Below are 19,179 nucleotides of genomic sequence, written 5' to 3'. Positions count from 1 at the left end.
AAACGGGCAAAAACCCGTTTCCTGAAAGCCGTTTCCGGCCCACAGGAAAGAGGTTTTCAAATTCCACTTTTCCCGGTGGGACCGGTGGGCGGCTGGTGCCGCCCACCGACAGAACCCACGACGGGTCTTACTTCACGTCGACCTTGGCGCCGGCGCCTTCGAGCTGCGCCTTGAGCTTGGCAGCTTCGTCCTTGGAGACGGCTTCCTTGACGGCCTTCGGCGCGCCTTCGACGAGGTCCTTGGCTTCCTTGAGGCCGAGACCCGTGATCGCACGGACTTCCTTGATGACGTTGATCTTCTGCGCGCCGGCATCCGTCAGGATGACGTCGAACTCGGTCTTCTCTTCTTCAGCGGCGGCAGCAGCGCCGGCACCACCGGCAGCAGCGACGGCAACCGGAGCAGCGGCGGAAACGCCCCACTTCTCTTCGAGCATCTTCGACAGCTCAGCCGCCTCGAGGACGGTCAGGCTCGACAGGTCTTCAACGATCTTTGCGAGATCAGCCATTTTTTCAGTTCCTTGATTGAGTTCGAATGTGTGTTGGATATTTGACAGCGAAGAACAGCCTTAAGCGTTCTCGTCCTTCCGGGCGTAGGCGCCGAACACCCGGGCGAGCTGACCCGCCGGTGCGTTGACGACCTGTGCAATCCGGGTTGCCGGGGTCTGAACCATCCCGACAATCTTGGCCCGGAGCTCGTCGAGCGACGGAAGCGAGGCAAGAGCCTTCACCCTGTCGGCGTCGAGCGCGGTCTCGCCCATGGCTCCGCCGATGATGACAAGCTTGTCATTCGTCTTGGCGAAGTCGGACGCGACCTTGGGGGCCACAACCGGATCGTCCGAATACGCGATCAGGGTCTGTCCCTTGAACAGATCCTGAATGTTTTCGGACGGCGTACCCTGAAGAGCGATCTTGGCAAGACGGTTCTTCGCGACCTTTACCGTGCCACCGGCTTCACGCATCTTGGAACGAAGATCGTTCATCTGCGCAACGGTGAGCCCGGCATAGTGGGCCACAACGACTGAACCCGTGCTAGCAAACACGTCGTTCAGGCTTGTGACGAATTCGCGCTTTTCCGCTCTTTCCACTGCCTATCTCCAATTGGCAACCGCCGAAGCGATTGCCGGGTTGCCTTTGCCGATCGGGCCTTCCTCGAAAGGATCGCCCGAACGACGTTCGAGGATCCTGCCCCCTTTTCTCCAGACCGGCCGAAGCCGGCTTGTCAGACAAAAGGCACACACGGTTCGAACCTTTTCCATGGGCTGACGCCCGTAAAAAAGCCTCTCACCCGTCTCATGCAGACCCTTGCGAATTAAGGCTTCTCTTTCGAAAAGCCGTCTGCAATCTCGGACAGGATTTCCGGGACTTGTGATCCCGGAGATCCGGGCCCCGTGAGGCCCGGAATTTCTTGGGCTGGCAAGCCAGCCGATTATGCGGACGGTGCCGTCACGCTCGACGGGTCGAGCTTGAGGCCCGGACCCATGGTCGACGACAGCGCGACCTTCTTGACGTAGTTGCCCTTGGCACCCGTCGGCTTCGCCTTGATCACCGCATCGGCGAAGGCGCGGACGTTCTCTTCGAGCGCCTTGGCGTCGAAGGAAGCCTTGCCGACGCCGGCGTGAACGATGCCGGCCTTTTCGACGCGGAACTCGACGGCGCCGCCCTTGGAGGCCTTGACGGCCGCAGCGACGTCCGGGGTCACTGTGCCGACCTTCGGGTTCGGCATCATGCCGCGCGGACCGAGAACCTTGCCGAGACGGCCGACGAGCGGCATCATGTCCGGGGTGGCGATGCAGCGGTCGAAGTTGATCTCGCCCTTCTGGACGGTCTCGACCAGGTCTTCCGCACCGACGATGTCGGCGCCGGCGGCCTTGGCTTCGTCAGCCTTGTCACCACGCGCGAAAACGGCAACGCGAACCGTACGGCCCGTGCCGTTCGGCAGGTTGACGACGCCGCGGACCATCTGGTCGGCGTGGCGCGGGTCGACGCCGAGATTCATCGCGACTTCGATCGTCTCGTCGAACTTGGCGGTCGCGCGGTCCTTCAGAAGGCCGATGGCTTCCGAAAGGCCGTACTGCTTGTCGACGTCGATGCCTTCACGCGCCTTGGTGATGCGCTTTCCTGCTTTAATCGCCATGATCAGCCCACCACTTCCAGGCCCATGGAACGGGCGGAGCCCTCGACCATGCGCATTGCAGCATCAACGTCGTTGGCGTTGAGATCCTTCATCTTGGCTTCGGCGATCTCGCGGACCTTGTCGCGCGAAATCTTGCCGGCCACCGACTTGCCCGGCTCTTTGGAGCCCGACTTCAGGTTCACGGCCTTCTTCAGGAAGTACGACACCGGCGGCGTCTTCATCGCGAAGGTGAAGGACTTGTCCTGGTAATAGGTGATCACGACGGGGATGGGCGAACCCTTCTCCATCTCCTGGCTCTGCGCGTTGAACGCCTTGCAGAACTCCATGATGTTGATGCCGCGCTGACCAAGCGCAGGACCGATCGGGGGCGACGGCGTCGCGGACCCGGCGGGGACCTGAAGCTTGAGCTGGCCTGCAATCTTCTTAGCCATATCTCATCTGCCTTTTGTCGTTATGCCGGCATGCCGGCGGTTTTGCAGCTCGGTGGTGCGGATATGAACGGCCGGCCAGGCCGCCTCACCTTCCACCCGATGACCGGCGCTCGCGCCAGCCACCTACTCGGACCGAAACCGGCCCGCTTCCGTCAGACCTTTTCGACCTGACCGAATTCCAGATCGACGGGCACGGCGCGCCCGAAGATCGAAACTTCCACCTTGAGGCGCGAACGCTCCTCTTCGACTTCCTGCACCGTTCCGTTGAACGATGCGAACGGGCCGTCCGAGACGCGCACCGCTTCGCCGATCTCGAAGGTCACCGACGGTTTCGGGCGCTCGACGCCTTCCTGCACCTGGTGCAGGATGCGGTTCGCCTCCGCCTCGGAAATCGGAACCGGCTTGGCCGTCGTGCGGTCCTCGCCGAGGAAGCCGGTCACGCGCGGCGTGTTCTTGACGAGGCTGATCACCGCATCGGTCAACTGTGCCTTCATCAGCACGTAACCGGGGAAGAACTTGCGCTCGGCATCGACCTTCTTGCCGCGACGGATTTCGACGACCTTTTCGGTCGGAACGACGATCTGCTCGATCTTGTCAGACAAGCCCTTCTGCTTGGCCTTGTGCTCGATATCCTCGGCGACCTTCTTCTCGAAATTCGAGTAAGCGTGGACGATGTACCACCGCGCAGTCATTCTGAATGGCTCTCCGTATTGGCAGGTCTTAGCGAGCGATCCCGAGGATCAACTCGATGCCCCACGCCATCACCTGGTCGGCGACGAAAAAGAAGATCGATGCGATGAGGGCAAACACCAGGACCATGATCGTCGAGATCAGGGTCTCGCGCCGCGAGGGCCACGTCACCTTGGACGTTTCCGTCCGCACCTGCTGGAGAAAGGTGAATGGATTGGTGGTCTTGGACGCCATCTGCCGCTCATTTTCTTGTCAGGTCCGGTGCGCGGCCGAGGCCACGCCCTTCCCATTTATCTCGAACAGTCCTGCCGACACACCAGCGCGCGCCAGCCAAATCTGGGAACCTCGCAACGAATCAAAGAAATGCTTTGTCCATGCAATTCGGGCGCGTAAAGCCGCTCGCCGGCTCCACGCACCGCGTGTTCGTGGGCTGTAGATAGATTCGATTCCGCGCCGATGCAAGCGCTTTGTTCGATTTGGCTTGGGAGAACCTGGCAGGGGCAGCAGGGCTTGAACCCGCGACCTGCGGTTTTGGAGACCGCCGCTCTACCAACTGAGCTATACCCCTTCAGGTGGGTGGCTTCTCCCACAACTGCCCGCGCATTTCAAGCATCGGATGCAGCGTGCAGCGCATTTTATCCCATCCGATTCGGGCAACGCAACGTCAATCCGCCAAACGAAAACGGGCGGCCCGAAGGCCGCCCGCATCAATTGTCAAAAGCTCGTGCGCCGATTACTCGGTGATCGAGGCAACGATCCCTGCACCAACCGTGCGGCCGCCTTCGCGGATGGCGAAGCGCAGCTTCTCTTCCATCGCGATCGGGACGATCAGTTCGACGTCGACCGTGATGTTGTCGCCCGGCATCACCATCTCGGTGCCTTCCGGCAGCGTCACGATGCCCGTCACGTCCGTCGTGCGGAAGTAGAACTGCGGACGGTAGTTGGTGAAGAACGGCGTGTGACGGCCACCCTCTTCCTTCGTCAGGATGTAGGCTTCGGCCACGAACTTCTTGTGCGGCTTCACCGAACCCGGCTTGCACAGAACCTGACCGCGCTCGACGCCTTCACGATCGACGCCGCGGATCAGCGCGCCGATGTTGTCGCCGGCCTGGCCCTGGTCGAGCAGCTTGCGGAACATCTCGACGCCCGTCACCGTCGTCTTCTTGGTGTCGCGGATGCCGACGATCTCGACTTCCTCGCCAACCTTGACGATGCCGCGCTCGACGCGGCCGGTCACCACCGTGCCGCGGCCCGAGATCGAGAACACGTCCTCGATCGGCATCAGGAACGGCTGGTCGATCGGACGCTCCGGCGTCGGGATGTAGGCNTCAGCTTGCGGATCGCGTCCTCGCCGATCTCCTTGTTGGAGTCTTCGAGAGCGGCCAGCGCCGAACCCTTGACGATCGGAATGTCGTCGCCCGGGAAGTCGTAGGACGACAGCAGCTCGCGAACCTCGAGCTCGACCAACTCGAGCAGCTCGGCGTCGTCGACCTGATCGACCTTGTTCAGGAACACCACCACGGCCGGCACGCCGACCTGGCGGGCGAGCAGGATGTGCTCGCGGGTCTGCGGCATCGGGCCATCGGCGGCCGAGCACACCAGGATCGCGCCGTCCATCTGCGCCGCGCCGGTGATCATGTTCTTCACATAGTCGGCGTGTCCGGGGCAGTCGACGTGGGCGTAGTGGCGGGCTTCCGTCTCGTACTCGACATGCGCCGTCGAGATCGTGATGCCGCGGGCCTTCTCTTCCGGAGCGGCGTCGATCTGGTCATACGCCTTGAACTCGCCGAAGAACTTCGTGATCGCCGCCGTCAGCGACGTCTTGCCGTGATCGACGTGGCCGATCGTGCCAATGTTCACATGCGGCTTGTTACGCTCGAATTTACCTTTCGCCATAATCAGTCTTCCCTTGGGCGCGATGTGTGCGGTTTGGGTTAAAAGGATGCGGGGCGATTAGCGAGTGCAGGATCAAAACACAAGTGCTTTGTTGCCTCGGCAATGGCCGGGCTGGCCATCGCGCCCCGATGTGAAGCCGGTCAGATAGGGTCAGTTCGTGCCCTGCGCCAGTATGTCTTCGGCAAGGGCGATGGCAGTGCGGCGGTCGGCTTCGGGCGCCAGCGCGAAAGCCTCTTCCTGCATGTTGCGAATCCAGATCTGATCGGCGGGCGAGGCGCGATGCAGCGCCGCCGTCATCATCGCAAGGCCGCGCACGACGCGACCGCTCTGGAACAGGAGATTGCCGAGCGTCGCCTCGGCGCCGGCATGGCCCTTTTCCGCAGCAAGCTGCAGCCAGCGCGCTGCCTGCTGGACGTTGGGCTTGAACCCCTCCCCGCCCAGGAACATGCGGCCGATCTCGTATTGCGCATCCGGATGGCGGTAGCTTGCAGCCGCACGCATGTAGTATTCCTGCGCCGCGACCGGATTGGCCGTGACCGGCGAGTCGGGAATGCCACGCTTCAGATAACCGGCCAGCGCGACGAGCGCGTCGGCGACATACGAATCGTCGGGGCTGCCGGGCTCGACCTCCTGCTGGACGATCTCCTGGTAGAAGCGGAACGCCTCATAGTCGTTCTGGGTGACGCCGTCGCCCTGCGCATACATGCGGGCGAGTTTCCACTGGGCGCCCAACTGGCCGTTCTCGGCCGCATAGCGGTAAGCCTCGGCGGCTTCGTCCTTGTCGCCATTCTTGTAGGCGGAAAAGCCGAAGCGGAATACGGCCCAGGGGCTGCGCTTTTCGCCGGCGCCCTGCTCGGCCAGGACCTGCTCGTCGAGCGCGAACGCCGTCGTCACGCTGCCGAGAATGCTTCCGGCAAGCGATACGGCAACCAGCCCGGCCCTGACCAAATCAGATATCAGCATAGCAATGCGTTTCTCTGGCGCCGCCCGGATGGGTGACGGCTCCCTCGCGCGCCGACCCGACGGTCTGCGCATATTTCCAGATCACGCCGGACTGATAATCCGTCTGGCGCGATGTCCAGTCCTTGCGGCGATCGGCGAGTTCGTCGTCGCCCAGCGCCACCGACAATTCCCCCGTCATGGCGTCGATCGTGATCATGTCGCCATCGCGCAGAAGCCCGATCGGGCCGCCGACCGCAGCTTCGGGACCGACATGGCCGATGCAAAAGCCGCGCGTCGCACCCGAAAATCGGCCGTCGGTGATCAGCGCGACCTTGTCGCCCATCCCCTGCCCGTAGAGCGCGGCAGTCGTCGACAGCATCTCGCGCATGCCCGGGCCGCCCTTCGGACCCTCATAGCGGATGACCAGAACCTCGCCTTCGCGATAAGTCCGGTCGGTGACGGCCGCAAAGCATTCTTCTTCCGAATCGAAGCAGCGCGCCGGACCCGTGAATTTGAGATTGCTCATGCCGGCCACCTTCACGATCGCGCCGTCGGGAGCCAGATTGCCCTTCAGGCCGACGACGCCCCCGGTCGCGGTGATCGGCCTGTTGGCCGGGCGCACCACGTCCTGCGCGTCGTTCCAGCGAACATGCTCCATGTTTTCGGCAACAGTACGGCCGGTCACCGTCATGCAGTCGCCATGCAGGTAGCCATGCTCCAGCATGGTCTTCATCAGGAGCGGAATGCCGCCGGCCTCGAACATGTCCTTGGCGACATAGCGGCCGCCGGGCTTCAAATCGGCGATGTAGGGCGTCTTCTCGAAGATGCGGGCGACGTCGAAGAGATCGAAGGCGATGCCCGCCTCATGCGCGATCGCCGGCAGGTGCAGCGCCGCATTGGTGGAACCGCCGGTCGCCGAGACGACCGCCGCCGCATTCTCCAGCGCCTTCAGCGTGACGATGTCGCGCGGTCGGATGTTCTCGGCGACCAGTTCCATGATCTTTTCGCCGGAGGCGTAGTTGAACCGGTCGCGCATCTCGTAGGGCGCCGGCGCGCCGCAGGAATATGGCAGCGCGAGCCCGATCGCCTCGGCGACGGTGGCCATCGTGTTGGCGGTAAACTGGGCGCCGCAGGCGCCGGCCGACGGACAGGCCGCCTGCTCGACCTCGAGCAGGTCCTCGTCCGAGATCGCGCCGACCGAATGCTGGCCGACCGCCTCGAAGACGTCCTGGATGGTGATCTGGCGGCCGCGCCACGTGCCGGGCAGGATCGAGCCGCCATAGATGAAGATCGACGGCACGTTGAGCCGCACCATGGCCATCATCATGCCGGGCAGCGACTTGTCGCAGCCGGCAAGGCCGACCAGCGCGTCATAGCAATGGCCGCGCATCGTCAGTTCGACCGAGTCGGCGATCACGTCGCGCGAGACGAGCGATGCCTTCATGCCCTGATGGCCCATCGCGATGCCGTCGGTGACGGTGATGGTGCAGAACTCGCGCGGCGTGCCGTTGGCGGCCGCGACGCCCTTCTTGACCACCTGCGCCTGGCGCATCAGCGAGATATTGCAGGGCGCAGCCTCATTCCAGCACGAGGCGACGCCGACCAGCGGCTGCGCGATTTCGTCGGGCGACAGGCCCATCGCATAGAGGAACGAACGGTGCGGCGCGCGTGCGGGACCGACGGTCACGTGTCGGCTGGGCAGCTTGGCCTTGGAGATTGCCTTGGCGTCCATTTCGCTCCTGACCGCCCCGGGCGGGCGGCTTCCTCCCGTTGGGCGAGAACGCGCCCTCGGAAATGCAGCATCTGGCCTGCGCCCGGTTTATGGCGGGAAATGGGCGCAGCCTCCTCGGCCATCTCTATAGCCCGGAACGGGTTGCCAGAGTGTTGCACCAAAAACACAAATCGCGCCACGAAGGGCGCGATCTGCTTCAATAACGATTCATTAGCGACGTTTGGCGCTATTCGCCGTGTTTGGCCCGGTCGACCGCGGCCAGATGTTCCGGCGTCTCTTCGCCCTCGCCTTCCTTGATCAGCCAGGACAGCAGAACTGAACCCAGGATCAAGGCCGCAACGACGCTCAGCGAGAGTTCCGACGGCAGCTTGTACCAGTGCTGGATGATCATCTTGGCGCCGACGAAGATCAGCACAAGCGAGAGACCGTGCTTGAGGAAGCGGAACTCGCGCATCATGCCGGAAAGTACGAAGAACAGAGCACGCAGGCCGAGGATGGCGAACACGTTCGACGAGAAGACGATGAACGGGTCGTTGGAGATCGCCAGCACGGCCGGGATGGAATCGATCGCGAAGACGAGATCGGTCACCTCGACCGTCACGAGCACCAGGAACAGCGGCGTCATGAACAGGACGCCGTTGCGGCGCGTCAGGAACTTCGAGCCCTCGTACTCGTCGGTCACGCGTCCTGTGGACCGCAGCCATTTGACCACGCGGCTGTTGCCGGGATCTGCCATGTCGCCGTCATGCATCATCATCTTGTAGCCGGAATAAAGCAGGATGACGCCGAGAAGCGCCCCGACCCACCAGAACTGATCAACGAGATGGACGCCCGGCACGATGAGCGACAAGCGCATCACGATGGCACCGACGATGCCATAGAAAAGCACGCGGTACTGCGCCTCGGCCGGGACCTTGAAGTAGGAGAAGATGAGCGCGATGACGAAGATGTTGTCGAGCGACAATGCCTGCTCGACGAGATAGCCCGTCAGGAACTCGGAGCCGCGCTGCCGGCCCTCGAAATAGAAAATGCTCGCGGCAAACAGCATCGCCAGCGAGACATAGCCCGCGACCGTCAGAAACGCTTCGCGGGTTGTGATTACTCGATCCTTGCGATGAAGGACGAAGAGGTCGAAGAAAAGCACCAAGGCGACGAACGCCAGGAATCCGGGCCAGAGCCACTCGTGGTCAAACATGATTTTGGGTTTTCGGGTAGCGCTGCGTCGGCGCGTCGTCGATCGGTCCGACATCGCAGGCGACGCCTCGCCTGCCAGAGGGGCCCGGCCCGTGTGACGAGGCTGAAAATGCGCCTAGTGCGCGCGACATACAAGATGCCGCGCGCATTTTCTTTGCCAGTCAGCTAGGCAGCGTCACGAACCCGCGCAAGGGCGGTTTCCAACTTCGCCTTGGCTTGCCTGAATTCGGCAAGCTTTTCGCGCTCCGCCGCAACGATCTCGTCCGGCGCATTGGCAACGAACTTTTCGTTGGAAAGCTTCTTCTCGATCCGCTGCGCCTCGCCGTCCAGCTTGGTGATCTCCTTGGAAAGCCGGGCGGCTTCCGCCTGAAGGTCGATCAGATCGCCGAGCGGCAGGCATGCCGTCGCCTCGCCGACGACGATCTGCGCTGCGCCCTTCGGCGCTTCCGAAGCAAAGCCGATGTCACCGACCCGCGCCAGGCGCCGGATCGCCGGATCGTGCCGGCCGAGCCGCTCGCGCGTCGCCGCATTGCCACCGACGACGACCAGCGGCGCAATCGCGGCCGGAGGCACGTTCATCTCCGAACGCACGGAGCGGATTCCGGAGACGATGTCGATCAGCCAGTTGATTTCGGCCGCAGCGTCGGCATCCTCGAAATCCGGCTTCGGCCAGTCGGCATGGCAAAGCAGCGTGTCGCGCGCCGCCGTATGCGCCCAGAGCTCTTCCGTCATGTAGGGCATGAAGGGGTGGAGCAGCTTGTAGGTCTGCGACAGGACATAGGCCGCGACCTTCTGGCTTTCCGCCTTCGCCGCTTCGTCCTCGCCCATGAACACCGGCTTCAGGAGTTCCAGATACCAGTCGCAGACCTGGTTCCAGACGAAGCGGTAGGCCGCCGCCGACGCCTCGTTGAAGCGGTAGGAGGTGATGCCGTCCGTCACGGCCTCGGTCGCGCGCGAAAGCTCGGTCAGAATCCAGCGATTGACCGTCAGCTTCGCATCACCGGGCGCAAAGTCCGGATCGAGCGCCGCGCCGTTCATCTCGGCGAAGCGCGTTGCGTTCCAAAGCTTGGTGCCGAAATTGCGGTAGCCGGCGACGCGCGCCGGGTCCAGACGCACGTCGCGTCCCTGCGCGGCCATGATCGCGAGCGTAAAGCGCAGCGCGTCGGCGCCGTATTCCTCGATCAGGTCGAGCGGGTCGATGACGTTGCCCTTCGACTTCGACATCTTGGCGCCGTTCTTGTCGCGAACGAGCGCATGGACGTAGACCGTGTGGAACGGCTCCTCATCCATGAAGTGAAGACCCATCATCATCATCCGGGCAACCCAGAAGAAAATGATGTCGAAGCCCGTCACCAGAACGTCGGTCTGGTAGTAGGTCTTGAGATCCGGCGTCTTGTCCGGCCAGCCGAGCGTCGAGAATGGCCACAGCGCGGAGGAGAACCACGTATCGAGCACGTCCTCGTCGCGGGTCAGGATGTCGCCCGGCAAATAATTCTCCAGCTTGTCCTCGACCCACGCCTTCCACGGCCCCTCATGGGCGATGTAATGCTGGATCGCCGCTTCCAGCGCCAGTTCCTCGTCCTTCTCGACGAAGACGGTGCCGTCCGGTCCGTACCAGGCCGGAATCTGATGACCCCACCAGAGCTGGCGCGAGACGCACCAGGGCTGGATGTTCTCCATCCAGTCGAAATAGGTCTTTTCCCAGTTCTTCGGGACGAACTTCGTCCGGCCGTCGCGAACTGCCTCAATGGCGGGCTCGGCAAGCGTCTTGGCGTCGGCGAACCACTGGTCCGTCAGCATCGGCTCGATGACGACGCCGGAGCGGTCGCCGAAGGGTTGCGTGATCTTGCGGCTGTCGACCAGCGGAACGGCGTTGCCCTCCGCGTCGCTCGTCATGACGGCAAGGCCGTCGGCGTTGATCTGCGCGACAATCCGCTCGCGTGCTTCGTAGCGGTCGAGCCCGCGATATTCGTCCGGAACGAGGTTGATCTCGTCCACCGTCGCCTCGTCCGGCAGGCGGCCGGAGCGAACGATCTCGGCGGCCTGCGCGGCGCAGGTCGCATAGTCCTCGCCATCGGCGCGCATCGACGCCGTCAGGTCCATCAGCCGGTAAAGCGGAATGTCGTTGCGCTTGGCGACCTGATAATCGTTGAAGTCGTGCGCGCCGGTGATCTTGACTGCGCCCGAACCAAAGGTCGGGTCAGGATACTCGTCGGTGATGATCGGGATCAGGCGGCGGTGCTCTTTCGGCCCGACCGGAATCTCGCACAATTTGCCGACGATCGGCGCATAGCGCTCATCGTCGGGATGGACCGCCACCGCGCCGTCGCCCAGCATCGTCTCCGGCCGCGTCGTGGCGATCGAGATGTAGTCGCGCGTCTCGCGCAGGATGACGTTCCCGTCCGCGTCCTTCTCGACATATTCATAGGTCTCGCCGCCGGCCAGCGGGTATTTGAAATGCCACATATGGCCGTCGACATCGCGGTTCTCGACTTCGAGGTCGGAAATCGCGGTCTCGAATTTCGGGTCCCAGTTGACCAGCCGCTTGCCGCGATAGATCAGCCCCTGCTTGTAGAGCGTGACGAAGACCTCGATGACGGCCTTCGACAGGCCCTCGTCCATCGTGAACCGCTCGCGCGACCAGTCGCAGGACGCGCCGAGGCGCTTCAACTGGTGGATGATCGAGCCGCCGGACTGTTCCTTCCACGACCAGACGCGGGAAACGAACTCGTCGCGATCCATGTCCCGGCGCTGCAGCCCGCTCGCGGCAATCTGGCGCTCGACGACCATCTGCGTCGCGATGCCGGCATGGTCCATGCCCGGCTGCCACAGGACATTCTTGCCGCGCATGCGCTCGAAGCGGACGAGAATGTCCTGGAGCGTGTTGTTGAGCGCGTGCCCCATGTGAAGCGAGCCAGTCACGTTCGGCGGCGGAATGACGATGGTGAAGGCTTCGGCGCCCGGCTTCGAACCGGCACCGGCGCGGAAGGCGTCTTCCTCCTCCCACAGGCTGGCGATCTTCGGCTCGACGGCTTTGGCGTCGTAGGTCTTCTCAAGCATGGGAAATTGTCCGCTCGTTCAGGCGTTTCGTGCGGACGGTAAACCGGAAGGCCAAAGCCAAGTCAACTGCGAGGAGAGCCCCCTAGCGGGACCCGCCGCGTGCCACGCGCTCGATTTCCTCGCGCACCAACCGCTCGACCAGTGTGGGAAGATTGTCGTCGAGCCATTCCTGCAACATCGGCCGCAGCATGTCCTCGGCCATCTCGTCGAAGCTCTTGCGACGGCTCGCGGCGAAGGCATCCGTCAGTTCCCCAAACGAAGCCGCGACCTGACGTCCGGCGTTTTCGGACAGAATGGGCGCACGGCCGACTTCGGCGATCGGCTCCAGTGGGGGCGGCGCTTCGTGGGCCGCATCGTCCCGCGCATGCGCGTCCTGCTCGAGCGCGGCCTGCAATTCCTCGAACTCGGCGGCGAAGTCGTCGGGCAGTTCGAACGTTTCCGTCTCGCCGAAAGCCTCCGGACCGGCCGTCATCGGCGCCGGATCGGCCTGAACTTCCGGCACTTCCGGTTCGTCGGAATGTGCCGGTGTCGCAGCTACGGCCTGGTCGCGATCCGCTGATTCCCGCTCGGCGAGATCGGCCGGACGCAGGAACGAGACGACATCGGAATTGGCAGGCTCGAACGCCGGATCGTCGCCTTCTTCACCCTCAAAATGCGAGGGCGTATGACGGTCGAAGGCCGACGGCTTCTTGACCGTGTCGCTGTCCTCGATGATTCGCCGGATCGATGCGAGGATTTCCTCCATCGAGGGTTCACGCTGTGCTGAAGACGCCTGTGCCATTGCTCGCCCCGTGCCTTTCGGCCGTTTTCACGCCGATCACGCCAGATATTGTGGCGTCGAATCACAGGTAGATTAGCGACAAGCCCCGAAAGAGAGAATCCCCCGGGGCCCGATCACGAAGCTTTACACAGCTTTGATTCTAAACGGAAAGGTCAGCGACCGTCCGGCGTGCGCGTGCCGTACCACTTGTCCTTGACGGCATCGTAGTGCTCTTCGGGCTGATGGATCGTGACGGCGAGACCCAGATTGGAGGCCGTCAGACGACCGGCAGCCGACAGGATCGCGTAGCTTGCAACGACCACATCGCGCTCGGAACTTGCAAGATTGATCTGCGCGTTGATGACGTCCGCCTGGGCGTTGAGGACGTCGAGCGTCGTGCGCTGGCCGACATTCCGTTCCTCGCTGACGCCGTTGAGCGCAAGCTGCGCGGCCGAGGCGAGCTGGCGGTTGGCTGAGGACACCTCGCGCGCCGCGACATACTGCGTCCACGCGGCGGTGACCGCCTGGCGCACCTGATCGCGCGTTACGTCGACTTCGATCCGCGCCTGCCCGAGCTGCTCCTTCGACTGCCGCACTAGACCCGAAACGCGCCCGCCCTGATAGATCGGGATCGTCAGGTTGATGCCGACATTGGCCGAATTCGTCGTTTCCGAACCGGCCGTCATCCCGCCGGTTACGCCTGGCAAACCGCGGTCGGTATAGGTCGAGGATACACCGGCCGAAGCCGTCACCGAGGGAAGCAGGGCGCCTTCCGCGGACTTGACCGAGAAGCCGGCCGCGTCGACGAGATGCTGGGTCGCGAGGATCGCGGGATGTTGTGCTGCCGCCAGCGTATAGGCCGCATCGAGGCTCGGAGGCAGGAGATTGGTCAGCGGCCCCGCAGCCGAAAGGTTCGAGGGGTCCTGCCCCACGATCTGCCGGTAGAGCGCGCCGCTGGCCTGGACCTGCGCGCGGGCGGCGGCGAGCTGCGCGATTGCGGCAGCCCGGCTGGCATCGGCCTGCGCAACGTCCGTGCGCGTGCCCTCGCCGACTTCGAACCGCGAATTCGCCGCGCGGACCTGCTCGCCGAGGAAGGCGAGGTTGCGCTCCTGAAGCGAGGCGATCTGGCGATCGCGGATGATGTCCATATAGGCGCTGGCGGCGTTGAACAGGATGTTCTGTTCGGTGTTGCGCAGGCTCTGCTGCGCGGCGCGCACATTGGCTTCCGCCGAGCGCACATTGTTCGTGGTCTGGAAACCGTCGAACAGCGACTGCTGGATCGAGACGCCGAACGAACCGGTGAAGATATCGGTGCCGGACTGGGTCTGGTAGTTGATCTGGCCGCTGCCGCCCACGGTCGGACGCCAGCCCGACTTGGCGATCGGCACCGTTTCGTCGGTGACGCGGACGCCGGCACGCGCCGAATTCAGGCTGGCATTGTTCTCATAGGCCTTTGCCAGCGCCCCGAGGATCGTCTCCGAATGGGCCGGAGCGACGGCGATCAGCGCCGAGGATGCAAGAGCAGCGGAAAACAGAAATCGACGAAATGTGGACACGAATAACCACCCTCTTCAACATGCGCGCCAATCCGCGGCAAACGGTTCGAGCCGCGCATAACCGCCCCGGCATACCCGATTCGACGCGGCACGCCAGCAACACACATTAGACGATAGCGAATAATTCCTGCCGATAGGTTGCAGATCGGTAACAGGATGCCGCCCAAAATCGAACGGCTCAGAACTCGAAAGTCGGCACCTGGAGAAAGGCGGCAAGCGGCCGGATGGCGCAATTGAAGGCGCGGCGCGACGCGAGATTGCCGTTCTCCTTCAGGAACAGGGTCGCCTTGCCGGCATTGCCCTGTCCGATCACCGCCACCAGGCGTCCGCCATCCTTCAACTGGTCGAGAAGCGAACCAGGCACCTCGTCGACGGCGCCTTCGATGACGATCACGTCGAACGGCGCCTCGGACGGATACCCCTCGGCGAGCGGCCCTTCCACCACGGCGACATTGTCGAAGCCGAGACGGCTGAGCGTGTCGGTCGCCGAAGCGGCCAGGTCCGGGTCGCTTTCGAGGCCAATGACCGAGCTGCCGAGCTGCGACAGGATGGCGGCCGAATAGCCCGTTCCCGTCCCCACATCGAGGATGAAGTCCCCCGGCCGGATCTCGGCGAGCTGCAGCAGTTTGCCGAAGGGCGAAGGTTCCATGAGATAGCGCGCGGCGGCATCCTTGCGGGCCGGCGAGATCTCGATGTCTTCGTCGATATAGGCGAGCGCCTTGCGCCGACCGGGAACGAATTCCTCGCGCGCGACGCTCGACATCGCGTCGAGAACGGCGATGTCCGAGACGTCTGTGGTCCGCAACTGGCCGTCGACCATCTTGCGTCGCTGCACTGCATAATCGGAAGTCATGGTCGCCCTGCCCACGCTAAATGCCGCCTCGCCTGCGGCGCCCCATGCCGACACCTTGCGGCGCGTCTGTGGAGCACCAGTGGAGGCCTCGCCCGGAATCGAACCGGGGTGCAAGGATTTGCAGTCCTCTGCGTAACCACTCCGCCACGAGGCCATCCGGGCGTCGAGCCCTGGGGCTCCATTAGGTTGGCGGCCGCCCGCCTGTCAACAGGCCAGTTGCCGTTTCCCCCTGCCGCTGGGACAATCACGGCTCGCGCCCGCGCCTCCCATTGCGGCTGCCCCACCAGACGGTGGATCGGCGCCGCCATCTGCGCACCATGGCGAACTCATAGGACAGAACGAGGATGCCGAGCGGGATCATCCAGAAGCCGAGAATCGGCAGGAAACCGAGAATACCGCCGATGACCAGCAGGATGCCGATCGATATTCGCAGCATGCGCGACTGCGGCAACGGGATCGTCCTGCCGAAGAGAGAAATGCGCTGCTGGAAATCGGGCTCGGCCATCGGCGCGTCCTCGAGGGTCTGGGTCATGATCCGATTCATCTAGGATAGATTGGGGCTGTTTCGGGGCTAAGCCCTGAAATCCGCTGCGAAAGTTCCGCACCGTAACGCATTTTCGCGCGGTTCGATCCAACTTTCATGCGGTTTTCGACACGATGCGCTTTGCAAATCGAAAAACTGTTTGCTATAGGCACGCTCGTTCTCACGAGCATCGTTCCCCGGTAGCTCAGTGGTAGAGCAACCGGCTGTTAACCGGTTGGTCGCTGGTTCGAATCCGGCCCGGGGAGCCATCTATCCGGCATCAGAAGGCCGGATTGGCCTTGGCCGGCAGCGGCTTTCGTCGTGCCGGCACTTTACTCGATGGCCAGTTGTGATACTGCCACGGCGATGCCCTTGTAGCTCAGTTGGTAGAGCACCTGATTTGTAATCAGGGGGTCGCGGGTTCAAATCCTGCCGGGGGCACCATGTGCGCCATCATCGCTTTGCAGCCCCTTGCCGACATGCTACCCGCTTGATCCCAGGCATTTGGACCGAGCGCATCTGATGGATTCACGTTCTCCTTCGCAGTCGATCGCCTTCGTCAGTGCCGCGACCGACGAGGCGCAGTCCGCCGCGCGGCGGCTCGCCGCGCTTTACGGTCAGGCCAGCCTCGAAGAGGCGGACGTGGTGGTCGCCCTTGGCGGCGACGGGTTCATGCTCCAAACCTTGCGCGAGCAGATGGGCAGCGGCAAGGCCATCTACGGCATGAACAAGGGAACCGTCGGGTTTCTCATGAACGAGTTCGCCGAAACGGGTCTGCGCGATCGCATCGCGGCTGCGCTGCCCGAGACGATCCGCCCGCTCGAAATGATTGCCGAAACCGCCGAAGGTCCGGAAGCCAAGCTTCTGGCGATCAACGAGATCGCGCTCTTCCGCCAGTCGGCGCAGGCGGCCAAGCTGCGCATCACAATCGACGGCAAGGTGCGGCTCGACGAACTCGTCTGCGACGGGGTGATGGTGGCGACGCCTGCGGGCTCGACGGCCTACAATCTCTCCGCCCACGGCCCGATCCTGCCGCTCGACGCGCCTCTTCTCGCGCTGACGCCGGTAAGCCCCTTCCGTCCCCGCCGCTGGCGCGGTGCGCTGCTGCCGAACCGTGCCACGGTCAGCTTCGAGATTCTCGAAGCGGAGAAGCGGCCGGTGAATGCGGTGGCGGACCACACCGAAATCCGTTCAGTGCTGAAGGTGACGGTGCGCGAGGCGAGCGACGTGACCGCGACGGTCCTCTTCGACGCAAGCCATTCCTGGGACGAACGCGTCCTGGCCGAGCAGTTCCGCTATTGAGCGACGAATGCGCGCGGCATTAACGAAAAGGGCTTGAAAACCGAGGGTTCGATTGACATTTGCCGAGCTTGGCCTTAACGCCACGGCAGCACTTCCACGCCGCTGGCCTGGAACCCTTGTTGCATGGGCGCAATCCGCGCGCCGCCAAACCTAGCAGAGACAATCAAAAACGTGTCAGCTGAAAGCAAGATTGAAGACCAGGCGTCCGAGCCGACCCTGACCTTTGCCGATCTCGGACTTTCGCCAAAAGTCCTCTCCGCCGTGACAGACGCCGGATACACCGTTCCGACACCGATCCAGGCAGGCGCGATTCCCCATGCGCTGCTCGGCAAGGACGTTCTCGGCATCGCCCAGACGGGCACCGGCAAGACCGCCGCCTTCGTTCTTCCCATGATCACGCGCCTCGAGAAGGGCCGCGCCCGCGCACGCATGCCGCGCACGCTCATTCTCGAGCCGACGCGCGAGCTTGCCGCACAGGTCGAAGAGAACTTCATCAAGTATGGCAAGAATCACAAGCTCAACATCGCGCTGCTGATCGGCGGCGTGTCGTTCGACGAGCAGGAAAAGAAGCTGGAGCGCGGGGCCGACGTGCTGATTGCGACGCCCGGCCGCCTGCTCGATCACCGCGAGCGCGGCAAGCTCCTGCTCAACGCCGTCGACATTCTCGTCATCGACGAAGCCGACCGCATGCTGGATATGGGCTTCATTCCCGATATCGAGCGCATCTGCGAAATGATCCCGTTCACCCGGCAGACGCTGTTCTTCTCGGCGACGATGCCGCCGGAGATCACCAAGCTGACCGAGAAGTTCCTGCAGGCGCCGGTCCGCGTCGAGGTCTCGAAGGCTGCGTCCACCGCTACGACCGTCACCCAAAGGCTGGTGAAATCGAAGTCGAAGGACTGGGACAAGCGCGCGACGCTTCGCGATCTCATCCGCGCCGAAGAAGGCGAACTGAAGAACGCGATCATCTTCTGCAACCGCAAGACCGCGGTTTCCGAACTCTTCCGCTCGCTCGTCAAGCATGAGTTCGATGCCGGCGCGCTTCATGGCGACATGGACCAGCGCGCGCGCATGGCGATGCTCGCCGGCTTCCGGGACGGCAAGCTCAAGCTGCTCGTCGCCTCCGACGTCGCCGCGCGCGGCCTCGACATTCCCGACGTCAGCCACGTGTTCAATTTCGACGTGCCGATCCACGCCGAGGATTACGTCCACCGCATCGGCCGCACCGGCCGGGCCGGGCGTTCCGGCAAGGCCTTCACGCTGGCGACGAAGGCCGACGGCAAATATGTCGACGCGATCGAGAAGCTGATCGGCCAGAGCATCGAATGGCATGATGGCGACCTGTCGACCATCGTCCACGACGACAGCGCCGACGAAGCACCGCGCCGCGGAGCGAAAGGCGCGCGTGGCCGTGGCGGCCGCAAAAGCGACGAGGAAAAGCGCCCGCGTCGCGGCCGCAAGTCCGATGAGGCTGCGCCGGTGGCGGCCGCCGTTGAGGATGCGATCGTCGAAGACGCAGCGGACGTACAGGACGCGGCGCCGGTCCCGGTCGCCGCGATGGCGGACGAGCGTCCGGAACGCAGCGAGCGTCGCGACGCGATCCGCGCGGGCAATGCCGAGCGGCAGCGCGCGTCCTACGGGTCCGACCAGCGCAACACGCGCAACCAGGACCGCGACCGTCGCCACCGCCGCGACGATCTCGGCGAAGCACCGATCGGCTTCGGCGACGACATTCCGGCCTTCATGAAGGTCGTCGCGAAGGTCTGACCTTCTTCGACATCTCGGCGCGGCGCGATGCCGCGTCGGCCAATCTCGCCCAGTCGGCGAGTTCCGCCGGATCGTCGAGCGCGGCGTCCGGGATGGACCAGTACGGCATTATCGCCGGTTTTCCCTTGCCCTCATAGACCCATTGCCGCGAGCCCGCCGCCGCGAATCGCGGAGCCGTCTCCGCGTCCGCCTTCAGCCAGACCTCGTCGAAGGCATGAAGCGCGATGATTCGGCCCTGGTGATAGATGCCGTGGCCGCCGAACATGCGCCGGATCGTAACTGGCCCGAACTCGGCGAACATGTCGATCAGATCGGCTGGCTGCATGGCTGGGCTCCACGT

Annotated in this window: 17 protein-coding genes, 4 tRNA genes and 2 pseudogenes; 4 read left to right on the top strand and 19 right to left on the bottom strand. The window is 63.7% G+C overall.

What is annotated here, in order from left to right; genetic code table 11:
* Positions 1 to 127: 127 nt before the first annotated feature.
* The 18 genes and pseudogenes from rplL to ALII_RS0100590 form a co-directional block, all read right to left on the bottom strand.
* Positions 128 to 505 (bottom strand): 50S ribosomal protein L7/L12, encoded by a 378-nt coding sequence (rplL, locus tag ALII_RS0100670; protein WP_024585414.1) that lies wholly within the window; start codon positions 503 to 505, stop codon positions 128 to 130.
* Between the two features lie 60 nt (positions 506 to 565).
* A complete protein-coding gene (rplJ, locus tag ALII_RS0100665; protein WP_024585413.1) occupies positions 566 to 1,084 on the bottom strand; it encodes a 50S ribosomal protein L10 in 519 nt (172 codons plus the stop codon).
* A 341-nt stretch (positions 1,085 to 1,425) separates the two neighbouring features.
* Complete coding sequence (gene rplA, locus ALII_RS0100660; RefSeq protein WP_024585412.1) at positions 1,426 to 2,133, bottom strand: 50S ribosomal protein L1; 708 nt, start codon at positions 2,131 to 2,133, stop codon at positions 1,426 to 1,428.
* 2 nt (positions 2,134 to 2,135) lie between these two features.
* A complete protein-coding gene (gene rplK, locus ALII_RS0100655; protein WP_024585411.1) occupies positions 2,136 to 2,564 on the bottom strand; it encodes a 50S ribosomal protein L11 in 429 nt (142 codons plus the stop codon).
* A gap of 152 nt (positions 2,565 to 2,716) precedes the next feature.
* Positions 2,717 to 3,256, bottom strand: a complete 540-nt coding sequence (gene nusG / locus ALII_RS0100650) for a transcription termination/antitermination protein NusG (RefSeq protein ID WP_024585410.1) — start codon at positions 3,254 to 3,256, stop codon at positions 2,717 to 2,719.
* Positions 3,257 to 3,284: 28 nt separating this feature from the next.
* Positions 3,285 to 3,488 (bottom strand): preprotein translocase subunit SecE, encoded by a 204-nt coding sequence (gene secE / locus ALII_RS0100645; RefSeq protein WP_024585409.1) that lies wholly within the window; start codon positions 3,486 to 3,488, stop codon positions 3,285 to 3,287.
* Positions 3,489 to 3,746: 258 nt separating this feature from the next.
* Positions 3,747 to 3,822, bottom strand: a tRNA-Trp gene (locus ALII_RS0100640).
* A 165-nt stretch (positions 3,823 to 3,987) separates the two neighbouring features.
* Positions 3,988 to 5,150, bottom strand: a pseudogene (gene tuf / locus ALII_RS20880) (elongation factor Tu).
* Positions 5,151 to 5,300: 150 nt separating this feature from the next.
* Entirely contained in the window at positions 5,301 to 6,113 is an 813-nt protein-coding gene (locus ALII_RS0100630) for a tetratricopeptide repeat protein (protein WP_029660117.1), read from the bottom strand.
* Positions 6,100 to 7,824, bottom strand: a complete 1,725-nt coding sequence (gene ilvD / locus ALII_RS0100625; protein ID WP_024585407.1) for a dihydroxy-acid dehydratase — start codon at positions 7,822 to 7,824, stop codon at positions 6,100 to 6,102. The genes ALII_RS0100630 and ilvD overlap by 14 nt, the downstream gene beginning before the upstream one ends.
* Before the next feature lie 226 nt (positions 7,825 to 8,050).
* On the bottom strand, positions 8,051 to 9,019 hold the full coding sequence (locus tag ALII_RS0100620; RefSeq protein WP_024585406.1) for a TerC family protein: 969 nt from the start codon (positions 9,017 to 9,019) through the stop codon (positions 8,051 to 8,053).
* Positions 9,020 to 9,183: 164 nt separating this feature from the next.
* The gene (locus tag ALII_RS0100615) at positions 9,184 to 12,078 is read right to left on the bottom strand and encodes a valine--tRNA ligase (protein WP_024585405.1); all 2,895 of its coding nucleotides are present in this window, start codon (positions 12,076 to 12,078) and stop codon (positions 9,184 to 9,186) included.
* Positions 12,079 to 12,160: 82 nt separating this feature from the next.
* Positions 12,161 to 12,802: a DUF2497 domain-containing protein gene (locus tag ALII_RS0100610; RefSeq protein WP_244437256.1), complete on the bottom strand. Its 642-nt coding sequence runs from the start codon at positions 12,800 to 12,802 to the stop codon at positions 12,161 to 12,163.
* Positions 12,785 to 12,859, bottom strand: a pseudogene (locus ALII_RS23020) (DUF2497 domain-containing protein); the annotation flags it as partial. The pseudogene ALII_RS23020 and the gene ALII_RS0100610, both read right to left, overlap by 18 nt.
* A 152-nt stretch (positions 12,860 to 13,011) precedes the next feature.
* Entirely contained in the window at positions 13,012 to 14,394 is a 1,383-nt protein-coding gene (locus ALII_RS0100605) for a TolC family outer membrane protein (RefSeq protein ID WP_024585403.1), read from the bottom strand.
* Between the two features lie 178 nt (positions 14,395 to 14,572).
* A complete protein-coding gene (locus ALII_RS0100600) occupies positions 14,573 to 15,247 on the bottom strand; it encodes a protein-L-isoaspartate O-methyltransferase (RefSeq protein ID WP_024585402.1) in 675 nt (224 codons plus the stop codon).
* Positions 15,248 to 15,327: 80 nt separating this feature from the next.
* Positions 15,328 to 15,401 (bottom strand) — tRNA-Cys (locus ALII_RS0100595).
* 90 nt (positions 15,402 to 15,491) lie between these two features.
* Positions 15,492 to 15,779, bottom strand: a complete 288-nt coding sequence (locus ALII_RS0100590) for a PGPGW domain-containing protein (RefSeq protein WP_024585401.1) — start codon at positions 15,777 to 15,779, stop codon at positions 15,492 to 15,494.
* Between the two features lie 185 nt (positions 15,780 to 15,964).
* On the opposite strand from ALII_RS0100590, the gene ALII_RS0100585 reads away from it, so the two are divergent.
* From ALII_RS0100585 to ALII_RS0100570, 4 genes are all read left to right on the top strand, one after another.
* Positions 15,965 to 16,039 (top strand) — tRNA-Asn (locus ALII_RS0100585).
* 99 nt (positions 16,040 to 16,138) lie between these two features.
* Positions 16,139 to 16,214: transfer RNA gene (locus ALII_RS0100580), tRNA-Thr, on the top strand.
* Between the two features lie 78 nt (positions 16,215 to 16,292).
* On the top strand, positions 16,293 to 17,072 hold the full coding sequence (locus ALII_RS0100575) for an NAD kinase (RefSeq protein WP_024585400.1): 780 nt from the start codon (positions 16,293 to 16,295) through the stop codon (positions 17,070 to 17,072).
* Between the two features lie 171 nt (positions 17,073 to 17,243).
* Entirely contained in the window at positions 17,244 to 18,839 is a 1,596-nt protein-coding gene (locus ALII_RS0100570; RefSeq protein ID WP_024585399.1) for a DEAD/DEAH box helicase, read from the top strand.
* Here ALII_RS0100570 and ALII_RS0100565 read toward each other — a convergent pair.
* Positions 18,814 to 19,164 (bottom strand): TfoX/Sxy family protein, encoded by a 351-nt coding sequence (locus ALII_RS0100565; RefSeq protein ID WP_024585398.1) that lies wholly within the window; start codon positions 19,162 to 19,164, stop codon positions 18,814 to 18,816. The two genes, ALII_RS0100570 and ALII_RS0100565, sit on opposite strands and share 26 nt — an antisense overlap.
* Positions 19,165 to 19,179 lie beyond the last annotated feature (15 nt).

It is taken from the genome of Aliihoeflea sp. 2WW (assembly GCF_000497755.1).
In the GTDB taxonomy this organism is placed as follows: Bacteria; Pseudomonadota; Alphaproteobacteria; order Rhizobiales; family Rhizobiaceae; genus Aliihoeflea.
This window is presented reverse-complemented; position numbering and strand designations above follow the sequence as displayed.

Excerpts from the sequence above, each read along its gene's own strand:
- ALII_RS0100615 (WP_024585405.1), bottom strand. The coding sequence starts at position 12,078 with ATGCTTGAGAAGACCTACGACGCCAAAGCCGTCGAGCCGAAGATCGCC.
- secE (WP_024585409.1), bottom strand. The coding sequence starts at position 3,488 with ATGGCGTCCAAGACCACCAATCCATTCACCTTTCTCCAGCAGGTGCGG.
- ALII_RS0100600 (WP_024585402.1), bottom strand. The coding sequence starts at position 15,247 with ATGACTTCCGATTATGCAGTGCAGCGACGCAAGATGGTCGACGGCCAG.
- ALII_RS0100620 (WP_024585406.1), bottom strand. The coding sequence starts at position 9,019 with ATGTTTGACCACGAGTGGCTCTGGCCCGGATTCCTGGCGTTCGTCGCC.
- ALII_RS0100575 (WP_024585400.1), top strand. The coding sequence starts at position 16,293 with ATGGATTCACGTTCTCCTTCGCAGTCGATCGCCTTCGTCAGTGCCGCG.
- ALII_RS0100565 (WP_024585398.1), bottom strand. The coding sequence starts at position 19,164 with ATGCAGCCAGCCGATCTGATCGACATGTTCGCCGAGTTCGGGCCAGTT.
- ALII_RS0100590 (WP_024585401.1), bottom strand. The coding sequence starts at position 15,779 with ATGACCCAGACCCTCGAGGACGCGCCGATGGCCGAGCCCGATTTCCAG.
- ilvD (WP_024585407.1), bottom strand. The coding sequence starts at position 7,824 with ATGGACGCCAAGGCAATCTCCAAGGCCAAGCTGCCCAGCCGACACGTG.
- ALII_RS0100630 (WP_029660117.1), bottom strand. The coding sequence starts at position 6,113 with ATGCTGATATCTGATTTGGTCAGGGCCGGGCTGGTTGCCGTATCGCTT.
- rplK (WP_024585411.1), bottom strand. The coding sequence starts at position 2,564 with ATGGCTAAGAAGATTGCAGGCCAGCTCAAGCTTCAGGTCCCCGCCGGG.
- rplA (WP_024585412.1), bottom strand. The coding sequence starts at position 2,133 with ATGGCGATTAAAGCAGGAAAGCGCATCACCAAGGCGCGTGAAGGCATC.
- nusG (WP_024585410.1), bottom strand. The coding sequence starts at position 3,256 with ATGACTGCGCGGTGGTACATCGTCCACGCTTACTCGAATTTCGAGAAG.
- rplL (WP_024585414.1), bottom strand. The coding sequence starts at position 505 with ATGGCTGATCTCGCAAAGATCGTTGAAGACCTGTCGAGCCTGACCGTC.